Genomic DNA, 21,416 nt, shown 5'->3' on the forward strand with positions numbered 1-21,416 from the left:
CTGCTCCTGTTATAAAATTCGCTGATAAGTCATTCTGCCGGATAAAGTACTTTGTCCCGGTAACCGGTGATCACAGAGAAATATCCTGCAAGACTGCTGTCGAGTTCACCGTCGCCGGTATCAAGACGCAGCGGGCGCCCTTCCAATGACTGTAATTTCGTTTTTGTGGCACAAATTAACATGTTTTCTTTGCTCATTTTGCGCAGGAAAGCCGGAGATAGCTGCTGATTGCCGCGGCCAAATATGTGGCCTTGCCCGCCAATCACGGTGATCACAAGTTTTACCGGCTCACCGTCAGTGAGTGAAAGAAGTTGCGAAGCCGTGACATCCGAAGCCACAAGCGCGCCGCCTTTGACGATATCCACCCCTAGCAAGGTGTTATTCAGACCGAGTCTTTCCATGATGTAGGCAACGGTGGAACCTGAGCCCATGACGAAACAGGTTTCTGGCTCGTCATCCATCATTTCACTGACTTCTGCGGCAATATCTTCAAGGACTAACTCATCGCTTTCTTTGCCGCCCATTTTCACCGCCTGTACATAGGTCAGTGCATCTGGCACCCGCATTTCACCAAAATGTTTAGCCAATACTTTGCCGTTTCGAAAGGCATCTTCATCGATGTCGCGGACTTCTGCGTCGGTTTCGCTCACCAGTTCACCACGCACCATCATCGCCACCACTTCCCCCGCCGCCACTGGGGTAACCGCATAAACGCCGGAATGGATTTTACAGCCTGCTGGCACACCAAGCACTGGTACTCGCTGCTGCGCAATACCACACACATTGCGTGCGGTGCCATCACCACCGGCAAACAATAGCAGGTCGATACCCGATGCCAGCATCGCATTCACCGCGGCTTCGGTGTCTTCGGCTTCTGTTTGTGGATTTTCTGGTGTGAACACCACGGTGGTGTTCAGTCCGGCCTGCTGACAAATATCTTCGCCCATTTCACCTGCTGCCGTTACCACTTGCACGTGTTCGGCAAGTGGCTCCACAAGCTTCAGCGCACGGGCCATTTTAGCGCCAGCAAGTTTCTCTGCACCGGCTGACAACGCTTGCTCACGGATTTCCTTGCCGTCGCTTCCTTTAAGTGCCAATGCACCGCCAATACCGGCGTAAGGATTTATCAAAACGCCAAGGTGAAAATATTTACTCATCGTAAGTTCCTCACCAATTCTGCGTTAACGGGGGCGGTGTTAAAGTGCAATTGTAACGCTTTCATCAAAGTCACTGCCCGTGGCGGGAAACCAGTTTCGGCGTACTGGCAAAGCTGCGCATAGACCGCCTCGGTAAACCCTTCACGATCAGGCTCTGCGCCATTCAGGTTGTCGGTACTCACGCGAAAACGGCGCCCTGCACTTAACGTTAGCGCCCATTCCACGGCTTGGGGTTTAATTTCCACCTGTTCAAACGCTTTCTGCTGAGACTCGTCCCGTCCATCGGGACAGTACCAGTAGCCGTAATCTTCCAGTAAGCGTCGCTTTTCCCCCGCGATGCACCAATGGGCAATTTCGTGCAGGGCACTGGAAAAAAAACCATGAGCAAATACGATTCGGTGGTAAGGCGTGTCTTTATCTGCAGGCAGATATATCGGCTCATCTTCACCGCGGATCAGGCGAGTATTGAAGGTGTCGGCGAAGGTATTGTCGAACAACGCAATGAGTTCATCGACCTGTGGGTCGAAATCTTCATCAAGCGTGGAAACCGTGTTGTTCGCTTGAGCATTGGCGACAAATATCTGCTGCATATATCCTGATAGTAACCGGGTGACTGAAAGGTGGCGAATAGTACCAAAAGCCACACGTTCCGCCAAATGGTGAGACAAATCACTGTTCCCCACGTATGGTATGCTTATCCACATTGAGTGAAACTAACAGGGGACTATTTTGGCGGCCACTCAAGACATTGTCGGGCACATACATCGGGTAAACGCACTTAAAAATCTCGCGGAAAAAATGGGCCAAATGCCTGCAATTCATCAACTGCAACAGTGGCAGTGCGAACGATTGCTGGTGACCCACAACGACCTGGCGCAGCAACCCGCCTATCAACAAGCGATGGCATTTTTCGTAGAAGAATTGTATGGCCCCAAAGATTTTAGCCAGCGTGATGCCGACATTGCCAGAGTGGTGCCCAAGCTTGCAAAGGTACTCCCCAGTACCGCCATGAATGCGCTAAACGATGCCTTAGCACTCAATGCATTGTCCTTCGAGCTAGACCAAAAAATGGTTAGCGCGCTGGAGGGAAAGTCGCTTAATGATGAGCCCCGAAATAACGACATATACGCCATGGCGTACCGACAAGTAGGTGAACAGGAAGCCAGAGAACGGCAGATAGCCATCATTCGCGACCTGGGTCACCAATTGGCAGACGTGATTGATATTCGCGGTATCGGTATGCTGATATCCCTCTCTCGTCGTCCAGCAAAACTAGCGGGGTTATTGTCGTTACATGAGTTTTTGCAACGTGGCTACGAGACGTTTAAGAAACTGGGAGACGTGAACAGCTTTATCGACCCGGTTATTGCCCGGGAAGAGCAAATAATGCTACAACTGTTCCAAACCGACTTTGAACTAGAAAGCGATAACCCGATCCCTTATGTCCCAACGTTGTGAAACTACCGTCAGCTGGTTGCTGCCCTCGCCTTTCGTGCAAACCTGGAAGATAGAGCCGCAACACATCGATCATTATAATCACGTTAATAATGTGGCTTATCTTAGCCGGTTAGAATCGCTCGCCTGGGCCCACTCGAATCACTTAGGCCTTAAGTTTGCCGACTATCAGGATGTGGGCAAAGGGATGGTTATTCGCCGTCATGAACTGGATTATTTACAACCCAGTCATTTGAATGACGAGCTCTTGTGCGCCACCTGGATTAAAGAATGCGATGGCAAAATTACCCTAACCCGACAGTTTCAGTTTGTTTGCCCACGTCGCAGTAAAACAGTATTCCAGGCGAGAACACAGTTTGTGTGCGTTAACATGCAAACCGGCGCGCCCGCTCGCATGCCCGCTTTGTTTCGCGATATCTATACCACTGCCGCGGTAAACGCATGAAGAAATGGCTGACAGGTGCGTTATTTGTTTCTCTGTCATTGAATGGGGCGCTGCTATGGTTTATCACTCAGACACGTCCTTCCAACGAACTCACCGAATTGACGTTTACGTCGTCGGCAAAGAAGCCAAAAACAGAGCCTGTTGCAAGCGCCCCTTCATCAGCGGCAGTGTATTCCCGACCCACTTCGGCATCTGTTAGCCCAATTCCCCATCTTAGACAATTGTTTTCCGACAACGACCCGAATTTTTATCCGGCGCTTAGTGCTGCATTACGGGCAGAGCCTGACAACTGGGAGCTGCTGATGCTGGAAGCAGAATGGGTAAAACAGGAAAAACCGCTGAGCGACGCCATCATTCACTACTATGGCCTGCTTGAGCGCAATCCACCCGCTGAAATCGACAGAGAAATACGCAGTATCATTCCGCCGCTTGTCGATGACGCGCTGGACAAGCTTCGTCTGGCCGGTCAGTGGGATACGCTTGCCCAGTTTATTGAGCCGTTGTTTCAGTATGCGCCGCAGAACCGCACATTTATCATGCAGCTGGCAGAAGCTTACGGTCGTCAGAACAAGCTGACACTGATGGAAAATGTGCTGGCTTCGGTGCTGCCCGACGATCCCCAGGCGGAAGCCATCCGCGCATCGGTTTATAAAAAACTGGCTACCCGGCAGGAAAACGATAAGCCAGTGTCTTCCCGGGGCGCTGCTGTTTCCGAACACGCTTTTGTGATGGATCTTGAACAGACTGGTGATCATTATCTTGCTCCGGTTAAACTCAACGGACGTCATTCCCGACTGCTCGTGGACACCGGCGCGTCGATAACGACTATAACTTCAGACGTTTTCAGTCAGCTACGACAGCGGGGGCACTATCGTGATCTCGGCAAGTTTGCCCTGAATACCGCCGGAGGGCGGGTAGAAGCCCGCATGGTTACTCTCGAAAAAGTGGAATTCGGGCCGTTCAGACTGAGTAACGTAACCCTGATGGTGTTGCCGGAGGATACCCTCACCGGTGCTGAAGGACTGCTGGGCATGAATATTCTCAAGCGATTTGAGTTTCGCATCGACCAGTATCAGAGCGCGCTGTTGCTGGATCCCATTCACTGATATCTCGAATATCAGTCACTTCGTATTAATTCAATACGCCTTAAAAACTGAAAATTCATGGATTGCGTATCTACGCCATGAAATCCAAAAACAGGGACTACGCCATGAGCCATCGTCCAATCAATGAAACCCAGCTCAGAAAGCTCATCACCAGCACGCCGGTAGAAGGCTCACCGGAAGCCATGCGTAAAGCGTTTGCACACATTGCCGGATTACATGACACCAGCGACGTGGAAGAAATTGACCGCGGCGGTGTTCGATGTCTTGCAATTGGAGTAGGCCCAGAACTTATCTGGTTCCATGGAGGCGGCTATGTATTTGGCAGCCCGGAAACCCACCTGACTCTGGCTCGTGAACTGGCAAGTTATGGATTAAGGATTATATTACCCGCCTACAGAGTGGCGCCCGAATACCACTGGCCAGCGCCGCTGGAGGATGCCGTTGCTGTTGCAGAAGACACTATTGCCACCACAGGCTCGCTCAACTTAGGTGGTGACAGCGCCGGCGGACACTTAGCGATTTGTGTTGCACTCAGACAGCAGGCTGACTGTCTTGCGCTCGTGGCGCCAAACACCGACCGGTCGGGAAAAAGCACTACCCGTAGACGAACTACCGACATCATGAACGAAGACAGTGCCGATGCTGCGCTGGCATCGATGATCATGCCGAATGTTAACCCGACTCACCCAGACGCATCACCGCTGCTGGGCGACCTTAGCAAGCTGCCGGCTATGCACCTTGAAGTCGCTGCCACTGAAGTACTACTGGATGACAGTTTACTGCTGGCACGGCAAGCAGCCCTTGCTGGCGTGGCAACATCGTTAAATGTCACACCAGGACACTTTCACATGTTTCCACTTTGGCCAGATTGCCTGCCAGAGGGCGCGCAAGCCCTGCAACGACTCGCGCATTTTGTGCTGGCTCACGGCGATGAACTGAAAGCTGGCTAGATGAAGCCTCGCTATCGGGGCATTTACAGCGACGCTGCCACCTTTGTGCCCTGTTCAATAGCCCGCTTCGCATCAAGCTCCCGGGCTTCATCGGCACCACCAATCAAGTGACAAGGCTTTTTCAGGCCCTCCTGAAGTGCGCGCAGCGGCTCCTGACCGGCACAAACAATCACGTTGTCTACCTCTAACACGGTGGATTCACCATCGATAATGCAGTGGATACCGTCGTCGTCAATGCGTTGGTATTGCACACCGGGGATCATTTTCACCCCTTTCATCATCAGATTAGCACGGTGTGACCAGCCAGTGGTTTTTCCGAGACCTGCACCAATTTTTGAGGATTTACGCTGCAGCAGAAAAATTTCCCGTGGCGATGGCTCCGGCTGTGGTTTCACACCTTCCACACCGGCGCGAGCCGTCATGGTCATGTCAATGCCCCATTCTTTCATGAAGAGCGGAATATTCAGACTTGGGGAGTCTTTACCGTGAGACAGGTATTCCGCCACGTCGAAACCAATTCCACCAGCACCGATGATAGCAACCTGCTTACCCACGGGCTTTTTCGCTTTTATCACATCGAGGTAAGTCATTACGCTGGGGTGGTCGATACCGTCGATGTCCGGCACCCGTGGCTCAATACCTGTAGCAAGCAGTACGCTGTCGGCTGACGAGTCGTTCAGCATTTCAGCCGTCACTTCAACACCCAGTTTTACTTCTACACCGTAAATCTCAAGCTGCTTGCTGAAGTAGCGTAGCGTTTCACTGAATTCTTCTTTACCCGGGATCTGGCGCGCTATATTGAACTGACCGCCAATCTCGCTGGCTTTGTCGTACAGGGTGACACGATGCCCACGGCGGGCTGCCGTTACTGCTGCGGCTAATCCGGCTGGCCCCGCGCCGACGATGGCAATATGTTGCGGCGCATCTGTGGGAGCAATCTGCAGTTGCAGCTCGTGGCATGCTCTAGGATTGACTAAACAACTGGTGAGCTTGCCGTTAAAGATATTATCCAGACAGGCCTGGTTACAGCCGATACAAGTATTGATTTCATCGCTGCGATTCTGTTCAGCCTTGGCGACAAATTCCGCATCGGCCAGAAACGGCCGCGCCATAGACACCATATCGGCATCGCCCCGGGCAAGCACTTCTTCAGCAACTTCCGGCGTGTTAATTCGGTTCGACGTGATCAGCGGCACGTTCAGCGCGGCTTTAAACTTCGCCGTCACCCAGGTGAACGCGGCGCGGGGAACACGGGTTGAAATTGTGGGAATACGGGCTTCATGCCAGCCGATCCCGGTATTAATAATGGTGGCACCGGCTTTTTCGATTTCTAACCCCAGCGTAACCACTTCATCATAGGTAGAACCGCCTTCGACCAAATCCAGCATGGACAGGCGGAATATAATAATAAACGCGTCTCCCACCGCCTCACGAACACGGCGAACCACTTCCACAGGCAAACGAATACGGTTTTCATAACTGCCGCCCCAGTCATCGGTACGCTGATTGGTTCGCACGGCGATAAACTGATTCAGAAAATACCCTTCAGAACCCATGATTTCGACGCCGTCGTAACCCGCTTTTTGCGCCTGTGTGGCGGCAAATACGAAATCAGTGATCTGCGATGCTATTTCGTCTTCTGTAAGCGCTTTTGGCTTGTACGGATTAATAGGTGCCTGGATAGCGGAAGGAGCCACCAGCTTTTCAGAATACGCATAGCGGCCAGTATGCAGGATCTGCATACAAATTTTCCCACCCTCGGCATGCACCGCATCGGTGACTTCTTTGTGGTGTGCTACCGCTTTATCGGAATCTAAGCGTCGGGTCATCGGGTGAGTAGAGCCTTCTTCATTAGGCCCAATGCCCCCGGTCACGATTAGCCCCACGCCACCGCGCGCGCGTTCTGCGTAGAAGGCGGCCATGTGTTTGTGTCCACCGGGCATTTCTTCCAACCCAGTATGCATAGACCCCATAATGATACGGTTTTTTAACTGAGTGAAGCCCAGTTCCAGTGGACGGAAAAGATGGGGGTAATGTGTGGTGCTCATGACTTGCCCTCTGTATATCCAAACGTTGATATTAGTTTAACAAATTGTTTACTGCACAAACTTGACAGCGTCAAGATAACATCAAAGTTGACAGTGTCAAGATTAAAAAGGACACTTCCCTCACTTTAGCAGCGATACGGTGACTTATGGCTAACAGCTCAAAATATCATCATGGAGATTTGCGTACGGCACTGCTTAATGCCGCCAACGCGATTATTGAAGAGCATGGCATAGATGCCCTTTCACTGCGCAAGCTCGCAGAGGTAGTGGGCGTTTCACGTACTGCCCCTTATCATCATTTCAAAGATAAAAACGCCTTGTTATGCGCTATTGCCGCGAAGGGTTTTGACGATTGGCACACATCAGCAAAAACCATATTTGAGCAGCAGGATAAAGCGCCTGGATTACGCTTTAGAGAATTCATTCACCAGTATGTTGGCTATGCTGCCCGCCACCCGCAAGTGTATGAACTGATGTTTGGTCGAACACTTTGGCATAGTCATCAAGCCACCGACCAATTAAAAGAAGTGGCCTATCCGTGTTTTCAATATCAACTTACGATGACCCGCACTTGGCAGGAATTCGGCTTGCTGCCTGACGATCAAGATGCCTTGCGCTTGGCCCAAGTTACCTGGAGCACCCTCCACGGTATTGCCCGGTTATTGATTGACGGCATTTATGCCGATGCCAGCCATGTGGCAGAAATGTGTGACTGTGCTGCAGAGGTCTTTATGCGTTCTGCCACAAGCCGCGAAGAATAAGATCTGCCATCCGCTCAGCAATCATGACAGTAGGAGCATTGGTATTGCCGCCCACCAGTGTTGGCATTATCGAGGCATCAATGACCCGAAGTCCGTTAACCCCCCGTACCCGACACTGATTGTCTACCACCGCCATAGGGTCATCGTTCTGGCCCATTTTGCAGGTACCCACCGGGTGATAAATACTTTCAGCATGATCACGAATGAACTGCGTAATTTCTTCGTCTGTAGACGAATGTGAAGCCGGCGATACGGATTTTCCTCTCACCGAATCGAATGCGGAACAGGACACAATTTTCTGCGCTTGTCGTACGCCGTCTATTAATACTGTGAGGTCATCGGGATGAGCGAGGTAGTTCGGATCGATGAGAGGATGGTCATCAGGGTGACTACTTTGCAACAGCAGTCGTCCTCTGGATTTTGGGTACAGTGCACATACATGTACGCCAAAACCATAGCCATGCACCATGCGTCGTCCGTGGTCAGCGAGAATGGCAGGCAGAAAATGAAACTGTAAATCTGGTAAACCATTTGAAGCAAGTGACGAACAAGCAAAGCCTCCCGCCTCGGCAATGTTTGAAGAAAACGCCCCGCGACGTCCGGTTAAATATCGCCAGGTGGCACCGGCATACTTTGGTACTGCCGATAGCGCCACACCATAACCGTGATGTCCTTTCGCCCGATACTGCACAATGGCATCCAGGTGATCTTGTAGGTTACAGCCCACGCCAGGTAAATCCACCTGTACGTGAACTCCTTTGTCCGCCAACATTTCACCGGGGCCGATACCAGAAAGCATCAGCAAGTGAGGAGTGTTGATTGCACCGCCGCATAACAGCACTTCCCGGGTAGCAAGAATTCTGCGATTTTTGCGTTTAAACCGCACTTGCACACCCGTCGCGGTGCCGTGATTAAACAAGACTTTTTCTGCACTGGTTTTGGTGTAAACCGTAAGATTCGGTCGGTTCAGCACCGGTTTAAGGTAAGCCTGTGCAGTAGACCACCGACGCCCATTTTTTTGAGTAACATGGTAGTAGCCAAGGCCACAACGCTGCTCGCGATTAAAATCATCCCTCTGCGTATACCCAGCTTCTTCAGCGGCGGCGATAAATCTATCGGAGAGCGGGTCGGTATGCTTTAACGCTTCAACTCGCAGCGGTCCGCCGACACCATGATAGGCATCTGCGCCTCGGAAGAAATCTTCAGCCTTGCGAAACCATGGCAATACATCATGATAGGCCCATCCTTGTGCTCCTTCCTGATGCCAGCGGTCGTAATCCTCTCGCTGCCCTCGAATGTAGCACATGGCGTTAACCGAACTGCTGCCGCCTAGTGTTTTTCCCCGGGGCCAGAACAACTCGCGATGGGATAAAGCCTGCTGCTCTGCAGTAAAATAGCCCCAGCCGATGTTGTCGAACCGACTAAGTAAAGCAAGGCCAAAAGGAATATGAATAAGCGGATTAGTGTCGGCGCCTCCCGCTTCAATCAAACACACTGACAGGGATGGATTTGCTGACAAACGGGCGGCCATGACGGCTCCGGCCGAACCACCACCTACAATTACGTAATCGAATTTCTCTTCATTCATTGTTCAATCCGTCAGCGCCAACTGCTCGTACCAGTTTAACAAATTTAACGCCGTTGTCTGTTTTATTTATGTTACTGTTGAACGGTTAATTTGAAACGCGTCATAAATACACGTCACAGCTAAAGGACAGTCGACACCATGAGCTGGCAGGAGCTAAGCAAAATATGGGTATGTGGTATGCTGATAAAAATTGGCCGACTCACCCATGATGATTTCAGCCGCGACGAACTCAACGCGTTAATTCAGCCCCATTTCCCCCGCCTGTTTCCCATTGATGTGCCCGCCGGCGCCGGTTCAGTGCACGTTACTGAAGCCCGGGTACAATTTAACGCGCAACAACAGCGTTTAGCGTTGGAATGCTTTGCCGAATTAGAGCTGAACGTTCTCGATGCAAAAATTTACCGCGCCCATGTCATCTTGGTGGTAAGTGCAGAGCCGGTTTACGCTCCCGCTGAGGGCATTGTGCGATTAACCGATGTGGATGTTGATGTGATTCAATTGGTTAACGATAATTTTAGTTTTATCAAAGACACACAAGATCTCATTTCACAAATTTTGCCTGGCCTCACGTTAGGGAAAAGTCTTAGTAATCTGCTTGCGCAACCCTTGATCAGCGTTGCCAGTGTGGCAACTACGGGGCGCAGCGATAAAATCGTGAATTACCTGCAACTTTTTCTCAGTGCCGATAAGCAGAAAATTCTCGACCACCATAAACCGGATATCTCCCGCCGGTTACTTTCCCTGCTTGATGAAGATGCCTTGTACTATCAACTTAGCGAAGGGTGGCGTGAGCGTACCTTTTTACGTTGGGGGAAACAGGTCTCAGTAGAAAAAGACAGCCTACGATTTAGCTTTTAGCCGTTAATTGATGACTCCTTAAGTCGCTGACACTTTCTATTCGCTAACGATAGAGGGCGGATAACGGTGAATTTGTTCGCCAATATCATCAATACCCACAGTAGGATCATCGACAGATTGCTCAAGTTTATTCAGCGCTTCCTGGGCATATTTTGCCAGTGGGTTTAAATCTTTCACGTGACGATTACAACACACCAGACCAATGTTTGCTTTGCCGCTGTATGTCATCACCGTAATGTTTACTCCCCCGCCCGGCGTCATGGTCGATACCGGATAGCAGGCTAGCAACTTACTGTCTTTTAAGTACCTGTATTCCACAGGGCCAGGCAGATTTGAGATAAGAATGTTAGCGATGGGTTTTACCCAATCGGACAGACGTAACCACTCAAACACCAGTGATACCGCTTGAATAGCGATTGTATAACCGCTGAAGGCCCTCGGTGTGGCCGACTGAGCAGCATTTTTGACAATTCTGTGGTTCACAATAATCTGCCGTAAACGAAGATACGGATCTCGCTCGCCGTGAGCCAGTTCAATGGGCACAATGGCAATTTTGTTGCCGGTGGTTTTCTCACCCGGCTTGCGAAGATTAATGGGAATGTTGGTGTAAAGTGGTCGGCTAAAGGTTTGCCCGTAATCATGCAGAAATCGATGAACGGCAATATCAAAAATACAGAGCAATATTTCATTGGCCGAAGACCGGGTTCGTTTGGCCAATCCGCGCACACGAATAAAATCAATATCCATGGTCGTTACCGCCCTACCCGGCTTTAACTGACCGGTTAGTGGGGTTTTCGTTCCGGTAAATGGCACAGGCATATAGTGGGTGTTGATGCGCATGATTTTCATCAACAGCCGCACAACGATGCAGCAACATTCCCACGCCGCCTTTAAAAACTGTAGGCTGGCATAAGCGCGGTCGCGCCAACGCACCAGACTTTTACGTTTGTGCCGCAACCGTTTAAGCGCCCACACTGGCACGAAGTCATCGTGGTTTGGCTTCGCCGTATAGCCGGCCTGAAACCAACGTACCAAGGTGGCGCCATCGCCGTACATGTGGTGAACCCGGGCGTAAATCACAAACTGTCGGCTCTTGCTGTCATGCATAAATACGAACTGCCACAGTGGCTTGTTTGGATCTAACCGCGAAGCATGCAGGGTTTCAACAAGCGCATCCAGCTTCTGTCTGTCGTGCACATCTTCAATACGATGGCACTGCACATGGTAATCCATGTCCATCTGTTTAACCGGTTGTAACCCCAGCGGATACGATAGCCACGTTTTTATCCGGCAATTAAACGGCGGGGTAACTTTATCGTGCGCTTTCACTTCCCGAAAAAGTGCATCGACATAGGTCGTCGGGTCTGCGTCGTCAGGCATTGCAAGAATTTGCAGACAACCCACATGTTTAGGGCTGGCGTCAGATTCCGCCAACCAAAAGGATTTATCAAGAAATGACAAAGAACGAGACATCAGACTGACTCGCCCGGTAGTTCGCTTTGCGTATTCTGTAAGTGAGGGCGTCTAAGATTGGCCAAACTATGGCTATCGATGCCTTTTTGCAGAGACCACAACTCTTCTTCCGGTAAACGTAAACGAGGTAGCAGACTGGTAAGCACCAACGATAAACAATGGTAGCGCTGCGCATCCTCGTCGAGCGGGCGGCTCAGCTGATCATATTGGAATGATTGGGTAAGAATGAGTGACAACAGTTCTGTAAGCAGAAGCAATTCGCTTTTACTGGCCAATAATTCATTTCGTTCCGTCATTTGTTGCAGCAGTCTATGCAGCTGTGACTCCAATGCATCTATTACGTTGTTTCTTATTTTGTGACTATGCGGGTATTTCTCTGCCAAATCCCCCGGACTGCGATAGAAAAAACGGAACACATGCATTTTTTCGATAATCAGGTACAGGTAGTAAAAGGCCTCTGCTCCCTCCACTTTGTCGAGCAAATCACGCCGTAATACCTGCAACATCTGGCTTTTATGCAACGCGATCAATTTTTCCACCATCACTTCCTTGCCTTTGTAATGGTAGTATAAATTCCCCGGACTGATATCGAGCTCCAAAGCAATATCGACACTGGTTACACTGTTTTCACCGTGTTCATTAAACAAGCTCAATGCGGTATACAATATGCGCTCTGCGGTTTTCATAATCAGAATGGCGCTCCGAATATCAAGGTTAGCTGGGCAATACCGGCGGCCAACCCTAACAGTGCCCCGGTAACAATGAGTTTCCACTCATCCTGCTTATAAGCCGGCCGCAACACCCCTTCAAATTCTTCGGGCGAAAGCGCCTGCATGCGCAAACATAAATCATCGCCCACCCGTAGCGCACCATGGGCGTAATCGTAGGCATAGAACAAGTACTTATCGGAATTTTCAAAGATGCGCTTCACCGCGAGTGACTTCATGCGGAAATAGTTATCCGACCCCACGCCTAATGCGAAATACGGCTGGGCAACGGCGACATACCGCTCAATAGCATCATTCACATGCAGCTCTATGAGCTCAAGCAACTGCGCCGAACCTGAACCATGCAGGATCACATGAGTAATATTTTGTGGCGTGATCAGTTTTCGCTCTATGATATCGGCATAAACCTTCGACACTTCCTGCTGTCGTTTCAGGAACATGCCCTGCAACGTAAAGGGGCCAATCTTGATAGGACGCTTTGGCTGAAAAATAATCTTGATGGCAATCCAGTTAGTGATATATCCCACCAGCAATCCGCCCAGAGGGAGCAGCCACCAAGCCTGAAAGTAGTGCCACAACAACATGGTAGGTAAGCCAAACAGAAAGCCAAAATAGAACCCCGAACGAACAATGAAAGGGAACTCTTTTTCACCAGCAGTAAGAAAGATTTCATTAATGAGCTCAGGGGATTTCACCAGTTGCTCTACCACCAGCTCCTTAATATCTAAGATTTCGTTGATATTGAGCTGAAAATCGGTGACCAGCTTTTTCACCACGTGAGGCATGTCGTTTTCGATGCGACGATAAACCAGATTTTTGCCTTGCACAGGAATGGCAGCCCATAAATCCGGTGCAGACTCTTCCATGACCTCGTTAACCACGGCCCGTAACACCTGTTTGAGCCTGCGCTCGATAGACAGCGCCAGCACGTCGCCCTCTAAGCGCCCCGCCAATTCCTCAACACTAAGCAGCTTGCCGAGCACCAGCTCGACTTCAATTTCAGCCATTTCCCTGCGCTTGGCCGGGATCAGGCCCTGCCAACCAAAACAAGGGCGGTAACCCACGTACTCGATAGGATAAAACATCATCCTCACGGCAAGGTAGTTTGTTAACCAACCAACTATCGCACTGATCAGCGGGATAGACAGCAAGCTCAGCGTTTCAGCGTTCCATTCCATGCAAGCTATTGTGTTCTGGTTATTTTATCAACATAGGTTCAGGCTAAAGGCAGAACCGCGAATTAGCAAACATTTATCAGCAAAACATGATTTGGATGGCGCAGCGGATAAATCCAGGGGGTGAAATTAGGGTGTAATTTCAAATCAGGCTTTCTACACTCTTAATAATCCTGCTATCAGGCTTGTACTCGTTGCTTGCAAACCGTTACGAAAGTGGCATAGAGGAAGATCATGCGTATGAGCAAAGGCGAGCTTGGGTAGCATCGTTAAAGAGGTAAAGTATGGCCATTTTCCCCCCTGGACTATCTGCAATTGAAAAAGAAATAGCGAATGCTGCAGATTACCCCACTTACCGTGAAGCCAGTCTCGCTCACGACGCGCTGTCTGGCGCTGATGAGTGGAAAAACGAAGACGTAAGTCAGCATTATGATTACCGCCTTATCCGCAAACGGGTAGAAAGAATGCAGGCAGCAAGAAAGCTGCAGGATGTGTACGGCCTGATGTCCATCATTCATGAGGGGCTGCATGGGAACCTTGGGAATATCGCCAATCCCGCTCTGCTCGGCCATTGCCGAATAGGGACGAAAGATCTTATCCAGACTTTTATCGATGAAGTTGTCACCGCCCTTGACACCATTTATGAAGCCGACGAATCATTGGTGGATTTCTATGAGAAAAAACGCTTTTTTGAAGAGACAACGTACGCGTTTGGTCAATCATGTCTGATGCTGTCTGGCGGTGCCGGACTGGGTATTTTTCATGCTGGAGTCGTAAAATCACTGAACCAGCAAAACTTACTGCCCGGCGTGATTTCCGGTGCCAGCGCAGGCGCAATTATCGCCGCCCTTATTGGCACACGAAAACAATCAGAATTAGAAGCGTGTTTAGCCCCGGAATTTATTCTGGAAAAATTCAGATACTGGCGGCACTGGTCGGGATTCGGGAAAAAATCACTGTTCGACAGTCGGGCGCTGGAAAACACGTTAATTGAACTGTTCGACATTATGACCTTTGACGAAGCTTTTGCGCTTTCCGGTAAGCACATAAACGTAAGCGTATCTCCTGCAGATTTACATCAGCAGTCAAGAGTGCTCAATGCAAAAACATCGCCCAGAGCTGTTATTACGCAAGCGGTGCGGGCATCAACCGCCGTGCCGGTATTTTTCAGCCCAGTGCAATTAAAAGCAAAAAATCTTCAGGGCGATATTGTGCCTTACATTCCAAATCGCCGCTTTGTCGATGGTTCGATGATGGCCGATTTACCCTACAAACAATTATCACGCCTTTACGGCGTTAACCACAGCATTGTCAGCCAAACGAATCCCCTTGCTGTCCTTTTCGTACCCGCCAACCGAAGCGAAGAAACCAGCATTACCGGGCTGACATTCCAACATTTAAGGCAACTGGCGAAAAGTAACAGTGTGTTTGCGTTTGATATTCTGGAGAAGTGGGTCAATCACCGAGGCACCAAACTCGCAATCCATAAGGTGCGGTCTATAATAGATCAACAGTATGTGGGAAATATCAACATTCTCCCGCAACGGCAGTTGCGAAGTCTGACGCAAATTATGGCGAACCCAACTTTGGAAAGCGTTACCAACCTTATTTCAGACGGTGAGAGAGCCACGTGGGAACACATTGATATTATTGAGAGAAATACAAAAATTAATGAGACTTTAAGGCGTTTATTAGCTAAGCTGAAAGAACGTGAAGCCAGGGTGTCGGGTCACGCAACATCATCAGCTAGAACGGAATCTACTTAGATGGAACGTCATTCAGAAGGTTGTTGTGAATAGCAAACTTGAACAAGCTGATAGTCCGTTAGTCGTTAGAATTAAAAATCTGACAGAGCTTGTCGACGCTAACGGGAAAACCAAACCTACCTTAGTCTCACTTGCTCAACATTACTTCGAGACAGCGCCGGCACTCACTGCTGAGATCAATACCCTTGCGCTGGAAATAAACGAAGTAAAAACCCACCGTGCAAATCAAAAACTGCTCGATGAACTTACTGAAAAATACAATCAAAAAGTCGCTGCATACGACAAAGCCCTGCATGAACGCAACCAGCATTTGCAGCGTGTAGTTCGCATCATTTTAGACCTCTGTGAGGGTGAAACTTACTTCGAAACGCAGAATTCCACGGCACGTGTACTCGGGACCTTATTCCTTCTCACAAGGGAGAATAACCCTGGTTATACCCGCCAACATCAACGCCTAAGACCCCTTTACAAAGCGATTCTTGCACTGCGTTTGGTTGATAAAATACTGGCGGACGATGCCCTAAAGCACCCTTATCTGCTAAAGCATAGAGGATTACTGGGACGATTTGATGACCACGAGAAGATGTATGAGTGGACGCAGTACATTGCGGTTCCTGTTATTACGGCTGCGCTTCTGCAAGATATTGGCCTCAACCATAAAGCCGCGCAGGATATCCTGATTGGCAAACAAGGTAAGCTTGACCCCTTCAGAGAAATCAGCGATGCCGAAAGAAAACAACTGCTGCAATTAAATTATCAATACACGGTGACCTACCTGAAGGATGCCCTCACCCCAGAAGAGGCTTTTGGCAGCAAGGAAGGCCACGCTTTCGCCCTTGAAATCATTCAAAATACCTTTATTGGTAAAATCGGCATTGGCGACATCATCAAAATTCCGCAAGTGTATGCCTCCTTTGTGCTATCAACAAAAGCGGCTTACAGCCGAGCCTCTATTCCGAAAAGCTATATTCTCATCGAGCAATTAGCTAAGCAGCAAAATGTGAGTCGACGTCTCACTGAATATTTCATATCCATGGTGGGACATTTCCCCATTGGATTTGGGGTGTGTTTTATTCCTGTGGGTGACGACGGTAAAGAGAAAAATCATTATGAATATGCCATCGTAACAAGACTGAATCCGGAAAAACCGGATGAGCCTATCTGTAGGGTCGTTTCCAGACAGCAGCAGTTCTGCTCGCCCACAACAGAGGTGCGCATTCCTGCCGAACGCAACCTCTATTACGACAAAAGCAAACAAAAGCTGATGACCATGGACCGGGAGAGAATGGCGGAGATCATGAGCTTGCTTCGCAAGAACTTCACCATGGACGATGTGGATAATCATATTCCGGCATATTGGGAAGCCCATGAGTTCTATGCTGATAAGAAAAACCAGATCATTTGGCGGTGAATATGTTGAAAACGCCGACACCTAGCCGGCGTTAACTTAATTTCTTGTTGGTGGTTTTGCCGTCGACACTGAGCGTGTTTTCACTTTCGGCGTCGTCGCTACCGTTTTCTTGCGGGTAGAAGGTCGACGAGTGGGTTTCTCCGGCGTCGCGACTTTATCGTCGTCAGGTTTTACAACCGTCTCTGTGGATGCTGATGATACGGCTTCCGCCTCAGCTTGTTTTAGCTTTTCGGCGGCCAACTTTTCTGCTTTTACTTTAGCTTCTTTCGCAGCAAGCAGAGCCACCTGCTCGACCAACAGATCCACTTTGGCTGACAGTGCATCAAGCTGCTCTGCCCTTTTTGCGCCCTTGTTATTAAACGTAGGCACCAACGACCAAAGCGGATTCGCTTTAACCATTTGTTCAACGTTATCTAAAACGGTTGCCGGTGAAAGCGCTTGCTTTATTTTTGCATCCAGCACCGCGCCTCTAGCTTGAAGCTCATCGATGGTGCGTTGCTGATTTTCAATATGCGCATTAACCTGCTTGGTCACACCGGCTAATTGCTCTGCCACAAGCTCACTACCCGCTTCTAACCAACCCGTTAATGGACCATTAGGTTTATTTCTCGCTGTCATGATAATGCCCTTTGTCAGTAAATTACGTCTCGAGTGCGCTGCTAACGGCGTGTTACCAGCGCCAAATCGACTTACTTACTGGCAGCCAGCTTTGCTACCGCCTCGGTGAGGGCGTCGATCTTCGCAGACAATTCTTCGATGCGCTGATCGGTGTTGTCGACATCGAGACCAAGCTTTTTACGCACATCGCTAACACGGTTTTCAACATCGTCGGATGTTTCTTTGAACTTGGTACGGGCATCGTCTTCTAACGATTCACCTTTTTTCACTAAGTCATCGAATACTTTCGACGCTTCTGTGCTTAGCTTCTCGTAACGGCCCTGCGCTTCTTCCACGCTTTTGCCATAAGCGCCTAAGCCTGCAAGCCAAACTTTACGGGCAAAATCTTCAGCGTCATTCAGTTTACTTTTGATGGTATCTGATTTGGACATCACTCTGTCTCCTTTAACAAGCTATTTAACTACTCGTTAAACTAAGACATAAAGTTAGAAATCACATACTAAACTACAGGAATAAAAAAAGAGGCATAAGCCTCTTTCTTTTAAATCAATCGACCAAATCTTTTGGCATATCTTCGCGGATCTGCGACCACACCTTGCCGGATGCGATACCGTACTGACGGATAAGATTCGGTACACTCTCATGTTCACCGGATTTTGCCGTTTCCAGCAACTTGCTGTAAAAGTCTTTCGCCACATCACGGGCTGTTTGGTGTGAGAAGAAGTATCCACCAATACGGGAATACAACCCTCTGAAACCATTCATCATCAGCACGAAGACTTTATTCCCCGATGCCAACGCTAAATCGTGGTTGAGTTGGTAATCGAAGTGCGCAAAGGCTTTACCGTCTTCTTCCACTTCCAGATAACGAGCAATGATTTCTGCCGAGTCTTCAGGGTTGTTCCGAATAGCCATACGAATGAACACCGCACTCAAGTTAGTGCGTGCTGCTAACAGGTTATCAACCAACTCGGGAATACCATCTTGATCAAGGCGAGCCAGGGTTTCAAGAATATTCAGGCCGCAAGTTTCCCAGAAATTGTTTACCTTGGTCGGCTTGCCATGCTGAATAGTCAGCCAGCCATCTCTGGCTAAACGTTGTAGTACTTCGCGCAATGTGGTGCGAGTGACGCCAATCAGTTCGGACAGTTCTCGTTCTGCCGGAAGAATCGTTCCCGGTGGAAAGCGGCCGCTCCAAATTGACTCAACAATGTACTCCTCAGCAAAACCTGCCGGGCTCTGGGCTTTGTATATCATCGGTGTCTCGTCTGAATATCTCTTATTATCGAACTGATTGTACCAGAGGAATTTTCTTCAAGACAATTTTTATGTGTTATTTGTGGCGATTGTTAAGTGAATCGAGGATCTTGCATATTCTGGCGGATTTCGGATCGCCTCATGAGCTTTAAGCTCCACCGTCACTTTTATGAGCCATTGTGGTCGCGTAGTCAATTTGACCACCTGAGTAGAACTACTATGATAGCAGCAAAACAAAATTAGGAGACAACATGGCAAAGGAGAAAGGTACAAATTTCAGTCCTGATGAATCGCCACTAATTTCCTAGACGCCTCTCAGTTAGATAAACTAACTGAAAAGAGAGGTGTATATGAGCGGTAAACGCTATCCAGATGAATTCAAAATTGAAGCGGCCTAGTATCAACTTCCAAGTGCAACATTGATCATACATGCTCATTCTTCATCTCCCACGGCGATTTAAAGCCATATCGTTTTCTTGGGCGGCTGTTAAGCCGCCTTTCTATTGCAGTACATCCTTCCTGAGTCAGTTCCTTCATGGATGTTCGCTTTGGGATATATTGTCTGATTAAACCGTTCGCATTTTCATTGCTTCCTCGCTCCCAGGAGTGGTGGGGCGTAGCGAAGTAAAACAATGTACCGGTCCGTTTTTCTATTTCTTTGTATTGGTGAAATTCGGTACCGTTATCCGCAGTAATTGTTTTTACCGGAAGAGGACTATTCTTAATCAGCTTTATCGTCACCTTGTTTAGCGAAGCTGTTGTTCGGTCGGGTAGTTTTCCAATGAGCAGGTAACCTGTAGCCCGTTCCACCAGTGTTACTATGCAGTCTTTCGAGCCGTGACCGATGACCGTATCTATCTCCCAATGTCCCACTTCCTCTCGGTCTTCCACCGAAGATGGACGTTCTGTGATATGGCGTTTATCAGCCAGTCGGCCTCGGCTGTCATAGGCTTTGTAACGTTTTCTTCTTCGCTTGGGAGACTGCCTGAGGTTCTGCCAAAGCGCGCCGCCTGCAGCTTTGTCACGCCAGATATACTGGTAAATGCTTTCGTGACTAACGCATTTATGACCGTGTCGTTTCATGAACCCTGATATCTGCTCAGGGCTCCATTCATGACGCAGTAATACCTTCACTAGGGTAAAATCAGATTCTTGGAGCTTGATACCTTTGCGGCTCTTTCTTCGTCTGACGCGCGTCCGCCGCTGGGCGATAGCAGGACGATACGCGCCATCAATTCCCCAGCAGGAATTTCTTTTTACTTCACGCCAGATAGTTGAACGGTGTCTTGATAGTGCAGCCGCAATATCCGGTACAGTCAATCCTTGCTTTCTGAGCGCAGACAACATATACCTTTCATTCTCGGTGAGCTGTTGATACTTCATGACATTTACCTTCTTGCCGGAAAGAAAATGGAGAAGTAACGATAGCTCACCGTTTTAATTTTTGGGCCCGGTGCAGTTAGTATATGAATTCGGCCATGGCGCGAACATTACAATAACGTTCGACCACATAGATCACTGAATTACCTGCCGCCTGTTGAGTGTGCAAAACGGGCAGCATAATATGAAAAATCTCATCGAGAGATTGGTGCTAATTCAGGGGGAAGGTCAAACCATCAGTATCCAGTAGTAACCACACTAGTACACTTTAAAAAATCGCAATGACAGATAGAAAACTCCATCGAAGGTATCACTGTGAAACTTTATCAGTCAAACGGCTAACTGGCGACCAAGATTTTACCAGGGTTTAACCGAACTATAGTAGTTTCCAACTCTAATATCATCGTATTGAACTTCAAAATACTTTCCAGGTTCATTACCTTTGTAAATCCCGAGCTTCAAACGAAACCCCTGTCTAGGCTCGCCGCCACCGTCACATTTGCCGTCAGTATAAAATCCGAAAGCTCCAGCAAAGCTAGCTGGCGTACCATTTTCATCCTTCCAAACAGTAGCACTGCCTTGACCTGTTGGGTCAACGTTAACTTTAAATACAAAGTCATGCCACACATTAGGCAATAGATCATGTGACACGAAACTGGCACCGTTGCCGCTATCACGACGAGTCATAAAGTTAATTTTATGGCTATATCCATTGTTCACTCGGATACCCGCAATCGGGGATTGTGGGGAACACTGCCAGAGTTGCATGAGATAATATGATTTATCGGAGATGTCTACATCACTGGGGATCATCATTCTAAAGCCAATGTATACGTTTTCGTTGAACGGGAAAAAACGGTCTGTTATCGCGAGTTCTGTTCTATCATTGCCTGAATGTGTAACAGCAGGATCGGTAGAAAATTTAATATATTTTTGATATTCATGCGTTCCAGCAATCTCTGGCGATTTTCCGGCACCGTCGCATTTACCTCTGTACAAATACCCGGCTTCTATCAGATCGCCATTGCCATCTGATATGTCACCATCGCAGTTCGCGGGGTTTCTGATCATTGCACCTTCCGCATCTTCTGCGGTGATTTTGTAATAAGTTGCAGCATTAGAAAACGAAGATGATACGCAAAATAGTAAAGCAAAGACTTGATAAAACTTATTATTTAACTTCAATTTTAAATTCCTTTTAATATTAATGATTAGTAACTCTATTTTATTTTAAATTTAA

21 protein-coding genes are annotated in these 21,416 nt (G+C 48.7%); 9 read left to right on the plus strand and 12 right to left on the minus strand.

Translation table 11 applies throughout. The features are described 5' to 3' along the window. Window positions 1-29: 29 nt before the first annotated feature. Window positions 30-1,157 carry an ATP-NAD kinase family protein gene (locus ACXAGX_RS19795; RefSeq protein WP_474840506.1) on the minus strand — a complete coding sequence of 376 codons (1,128 nt, stop codon included), beginning with the start codon at window positions 1,155-1,157 and terminating at the stop codon, window positions 30-32. Further along, a complete protein-coding gene (locus tag ACXAGX_RS19800) occupies window positions 1,154-1,747 on the minus strand; it encodes an elongation factor P hydroxylase (RefSeq protein WP_474840639.1) in 594 nt (197 codons plus the stop codon). The genes ACXAGX_RS19795 and ACXAGX_RS19800 overlap by 4 nt, the downstream gene beginning before the upstream one ends. 139 nt (window positions 1,748-1,886) lie before the next feature. On the opposite strand from ACXAGX_RS19800, the gene ACXAGX_RS19805 reads away from it, so the two are divergent. The 4 genes from ACXAGX_RS19805 (at window position 1,887) to ACXAGX_RS19820 (ending at window position 5,113) form a co-directional block, all read left to right on the plus strand. Continuing rightward, window positions 1,887-2,615 (plus strand): FFLEELY motif protein, encoded by a 729-nt coding sequence (locus ACXAGX_RS19805; protein WP_474825000.1) that lies wholly within the window; start codon window positions 1,887-1,889, stop codon window positions 2,613-2,615. Further along, window positions 2,599-3,057, plus strand: a complete 459-nt coding sequence (locus tag ACXAGX_RS19810; RefSeq protein WP_474840508.1) for an acyl-CoA thioesterase — start codon at window positions 2,599-2,601, stop codon at window positions 3,055-3,057. The genes ACXAGX_RS19805 and ACXAGX_RS19810 overlap by 17 nt, the downstream gene beginning before the upstream one ends. Further along, entirely contained in the window at window positions 3,054-4,163 is a 1,110-nt protein-coding gene (locus ACXAGX_RS19815) for a retropepsin-like aspartic protease family protein (RefSeq protein ID WP_474840510.1), read from the plus strand. The genes ACXAGX_RS19810 and ACXAGX_RS19815 overlap by 4 nt, the downstream gene beginning before the upstream one ends. Window positions 4,164-4,267: 104 nt before the next feature. Continuing rightward, window positions 4,268-5,113 carry an alpha/beta hydrolase fold domain-containing protein gene (locus tag ACXAGX_RS19820; protein ID WP_474840512.1) on the plus strand — a complete coding sequence of 282 codons (846 nt, stop codon included), beginning with the start codon at window positions 4,268-4,270 and terminating at the stop codon, window positions 5,111-5,113. A 23-nt stretch (window positions 5,114-5,136) separates the two neighbouring features. Here the strand turns inward: ACXAGX_RS19820 and ACXAGX_RS19825 are convergent, their stop codons facing one another. Then, window positions 5,137-7,161 carry an NADPH-dependent 2,4-dienoyl-CoA reductase gene (locus tag ACXAGX_RS19825; protein WP_474840514.1) on the minus strand — a complete coding sequence of 675 codons (2,025 nt, stop codon included), beginning with the start codon at window positions 7,159-7,161 and terminating at the stop codon, window positions 5,137-5,139. Between the two features lie 146 nt (window positions 7,162-7,307). Between ACXAGX_RS19825 and ACXAGX_RS19830 the strand changes: the two genes are divergently transcribed. Continuing rightward, window positions 7,308-7,922, plus strand: a complete 615-nt coding sequence (locus ACXAGX_RS19830) for a TetR/AcrR family transcriptional regulator (protein WP_070125393.1) — start codon at window positions 7,308-7,310, stop codon at window positions 7,920-7,922. On the opposite strand, the gene ACXAGX_RS19835 is transcribed toward ACXAGX_RS19830, so the two are convergent. Then, on the minus strand, window positions 7,891-9,510 hold the full coding sequence (locus tag ACXAGX_RS19835) for a GMC family oxidoreductase (RefSeq protein ID WP_474840516.1): 1,620 nt from the start codon (window positions 9,508-9,510) through the stop codon (window positions 7,891-7,893). The genes ACXAGX_RS19830 and ACXAGX_RS19835 overlap by 32 nt on opposite strands. A 138-nt stretch (window positions 9,511-9,648) precedes the next feature. Here ACXAGX_RS19835 and ACXAGX_RS19840 point away from each other — a divergent pair, with 138 nt between their 5' ends. Further along, entirely contained in the window at window positions 9,649-10,368 is a 720-nt protein-coding gene (locus ACXAGX_RS19840) for a DUF1439 domain-containing protein (RefSeq protein WP_474825007.1), read from the plus strand. A 36-nt stretch (window positions 10,369-10,404) separates the two neighbouring features. On the opposite strand, the gene ACXAGX_RS19845 is transcribed toward ACXAGX_RS19840, so the two are convergent. Genes ACXAGX_RS19845 through ACXAGX_RS19855 form a run of 3 tightly spaced genes read right to left on the minus strand, consistent with a single transcriptional unit; the run spans window position 10,405 to window position 13,747 of the window. Beyond that, window positions 10,405-11,841 (minus strand): wax ester/triacylglycerol synthase domain-containing protein, encoded by a 1,437-nt coding sequence (locus ACXAGX_RS19845; RefSeq protein ID WP_474840518.1) that lies wholly within the window; start codon window positions 11,839-11,841, stop codon window positions 10,405-10,407. Continuing rightward, window positions 11,841-12,527 (minus strand): TetR/AcrR family transcriptional regulator, encoded by a 687-nt coding sequence (locus ACXAGX_RS19850; RefSeq protein ID WP_474825009.1) that lies wholly within the window; start codon window positions 12,525-12,527, stop codon window positions 11,841-11,843. Before ACXAGX_RS19850 ends, ACXAGX_RS19845 begins: the two co-directional genes overlap by 1 nt. A 2-nt stretch (window positions 12,528-12,529) precedes the next feature. Further along, window positions 12,530-13,747, minus strand: a complete 1,218-nt coding sequence (locus ACXAGX_RS19855; protein WP_474840520.1) for a DUF445 domain-containing protein — start codon at window positions 13,745-13,747, stop codon at window positions 12,530-12,532. Between the two features lie 281 nt (window positions 13,748-14,028). Here ACXAGX_RS19855 and ACXAGX_RS19860 point away from each other — a divergent pair, with 281 nt between their 5' ends. Both ACXAGX_RS19860 and ACXAGX_RS19865 read left to right on the plus strand, forming a co-directional pair. Next, a complete protein-coding gene (locus tag ACXAGX_RS19860; RefSeq protein ID WP_474840522.1) occupies window positions 14,029-15,510 on the plus strand; it encodes a patatin-like phospholipase family protein in 1,482 nt (493 codons plus the stop codon). 25 nt (window positions 15,511-15,535) lie between these two features. Further along, complete coding sequence (locus ACXAGX_RS19865; protein WP_474840524.1) at window positions 15,536-16,921, plus strand: hypothetical protein; 1,386 nt, start codon at window positions 15,536-15,538, stop codon at window positions 16,919-16,921. Window positions 16,922-16,957: 36 nt separating this feature from the next. On the opposite strand, the gene ACXAGX_RS19870 is transcribed toward ACXAGX_RS19865, so the two are convergent. From ACXAGX_RS19870 to ACXAGX_RS19885, 4 genes are all read right to left on the minus strand, one after another. Beyond that, window positions 16,958-17,539 carry a hypothetical protein gene (locus ACXAGX_RS19870; RefSeq protein ID WP_474840526.1) on the minus strand — a complete coding sequence of 194 codons (582 nt, stop codon included), beginning with the start codon at window positions 17,537-17,539 and terminating at the stop codon, window positions 16,958-16,960. A gap of 71 nt (window positions 17,540-17,610) precedes the next feature. Beyond that, window positions 17,611-17,970, minus strand: a complete 360-nt coding sequence (locus ACXAGX_RS19875; RefSeq protein ID WP_070125402.1) for a phasin-related domain-containing protein — start codon at window positions 17,968-17,970, stop codon at window positions 17,611-17,613. 115 nt (window positions 17,971-18,085) lie between these two features. Beyond that, entirely contained in the window at window positions 18,086-18,796 is a 711-nt protein-coding gene (fadR, locus tag ACXAGX_RS19880) for a fatty acid metabolism transcriptional regulator FadR (protein ID WP_070125403.1), read from the minus strand. A 423-nt stretch (window positions 18,797-19,219) separates the two neighbouring features. Next, window positions 19,220-20,179, minus strand: coding sequence for an IS30 family transposase (locus ACXAGX_RS19885; protein ID WP_474840528.1), 960 nt, complete (start codon window positions 20,177-20,179; stop codon window positions 19,220-19,222). An 87-nt stretch (window positions 20,180-20,266) separates the two neighbouring features. Between ACXAGX_RS19885 and ACXAGX_RS19890 the strand changes: the two genes are divergently transcribed. Then, window positions 20,267-20,359 carry an integrase core domain-containing protein gene (locus ACXAGX_RS19890; protein ID WP_474840641.1) on the plus strand — a complete coding sequence of 31 codons (93 nt, stop codon included), beginning with the start codon at window positions 20,267-20,269 and terminating at the stop codon, window positions 20,357-20,359. Window positions 20,360-20,533: 174 nt separating this feature from the next. Here ACXAGX_RS19890 and ACXAGX_RS19895 read toward each other — a convergent pair whose 3' ends face one another. Further along, a complete protein-coding gene (locus ACXAGX_RS19895; protein ID WP_474840530.1) occupies window positions 20,534-21,361 on the minus strand; it encodes a heparin lyase I family protein in 828 nt (275 codons plus the stop codon). Window positions 21,362-21,416: the final 55 nt, after the last annotated feature.

The organism is Alteromonas sp. ABV4_515, from assembly GCF_056160345.1.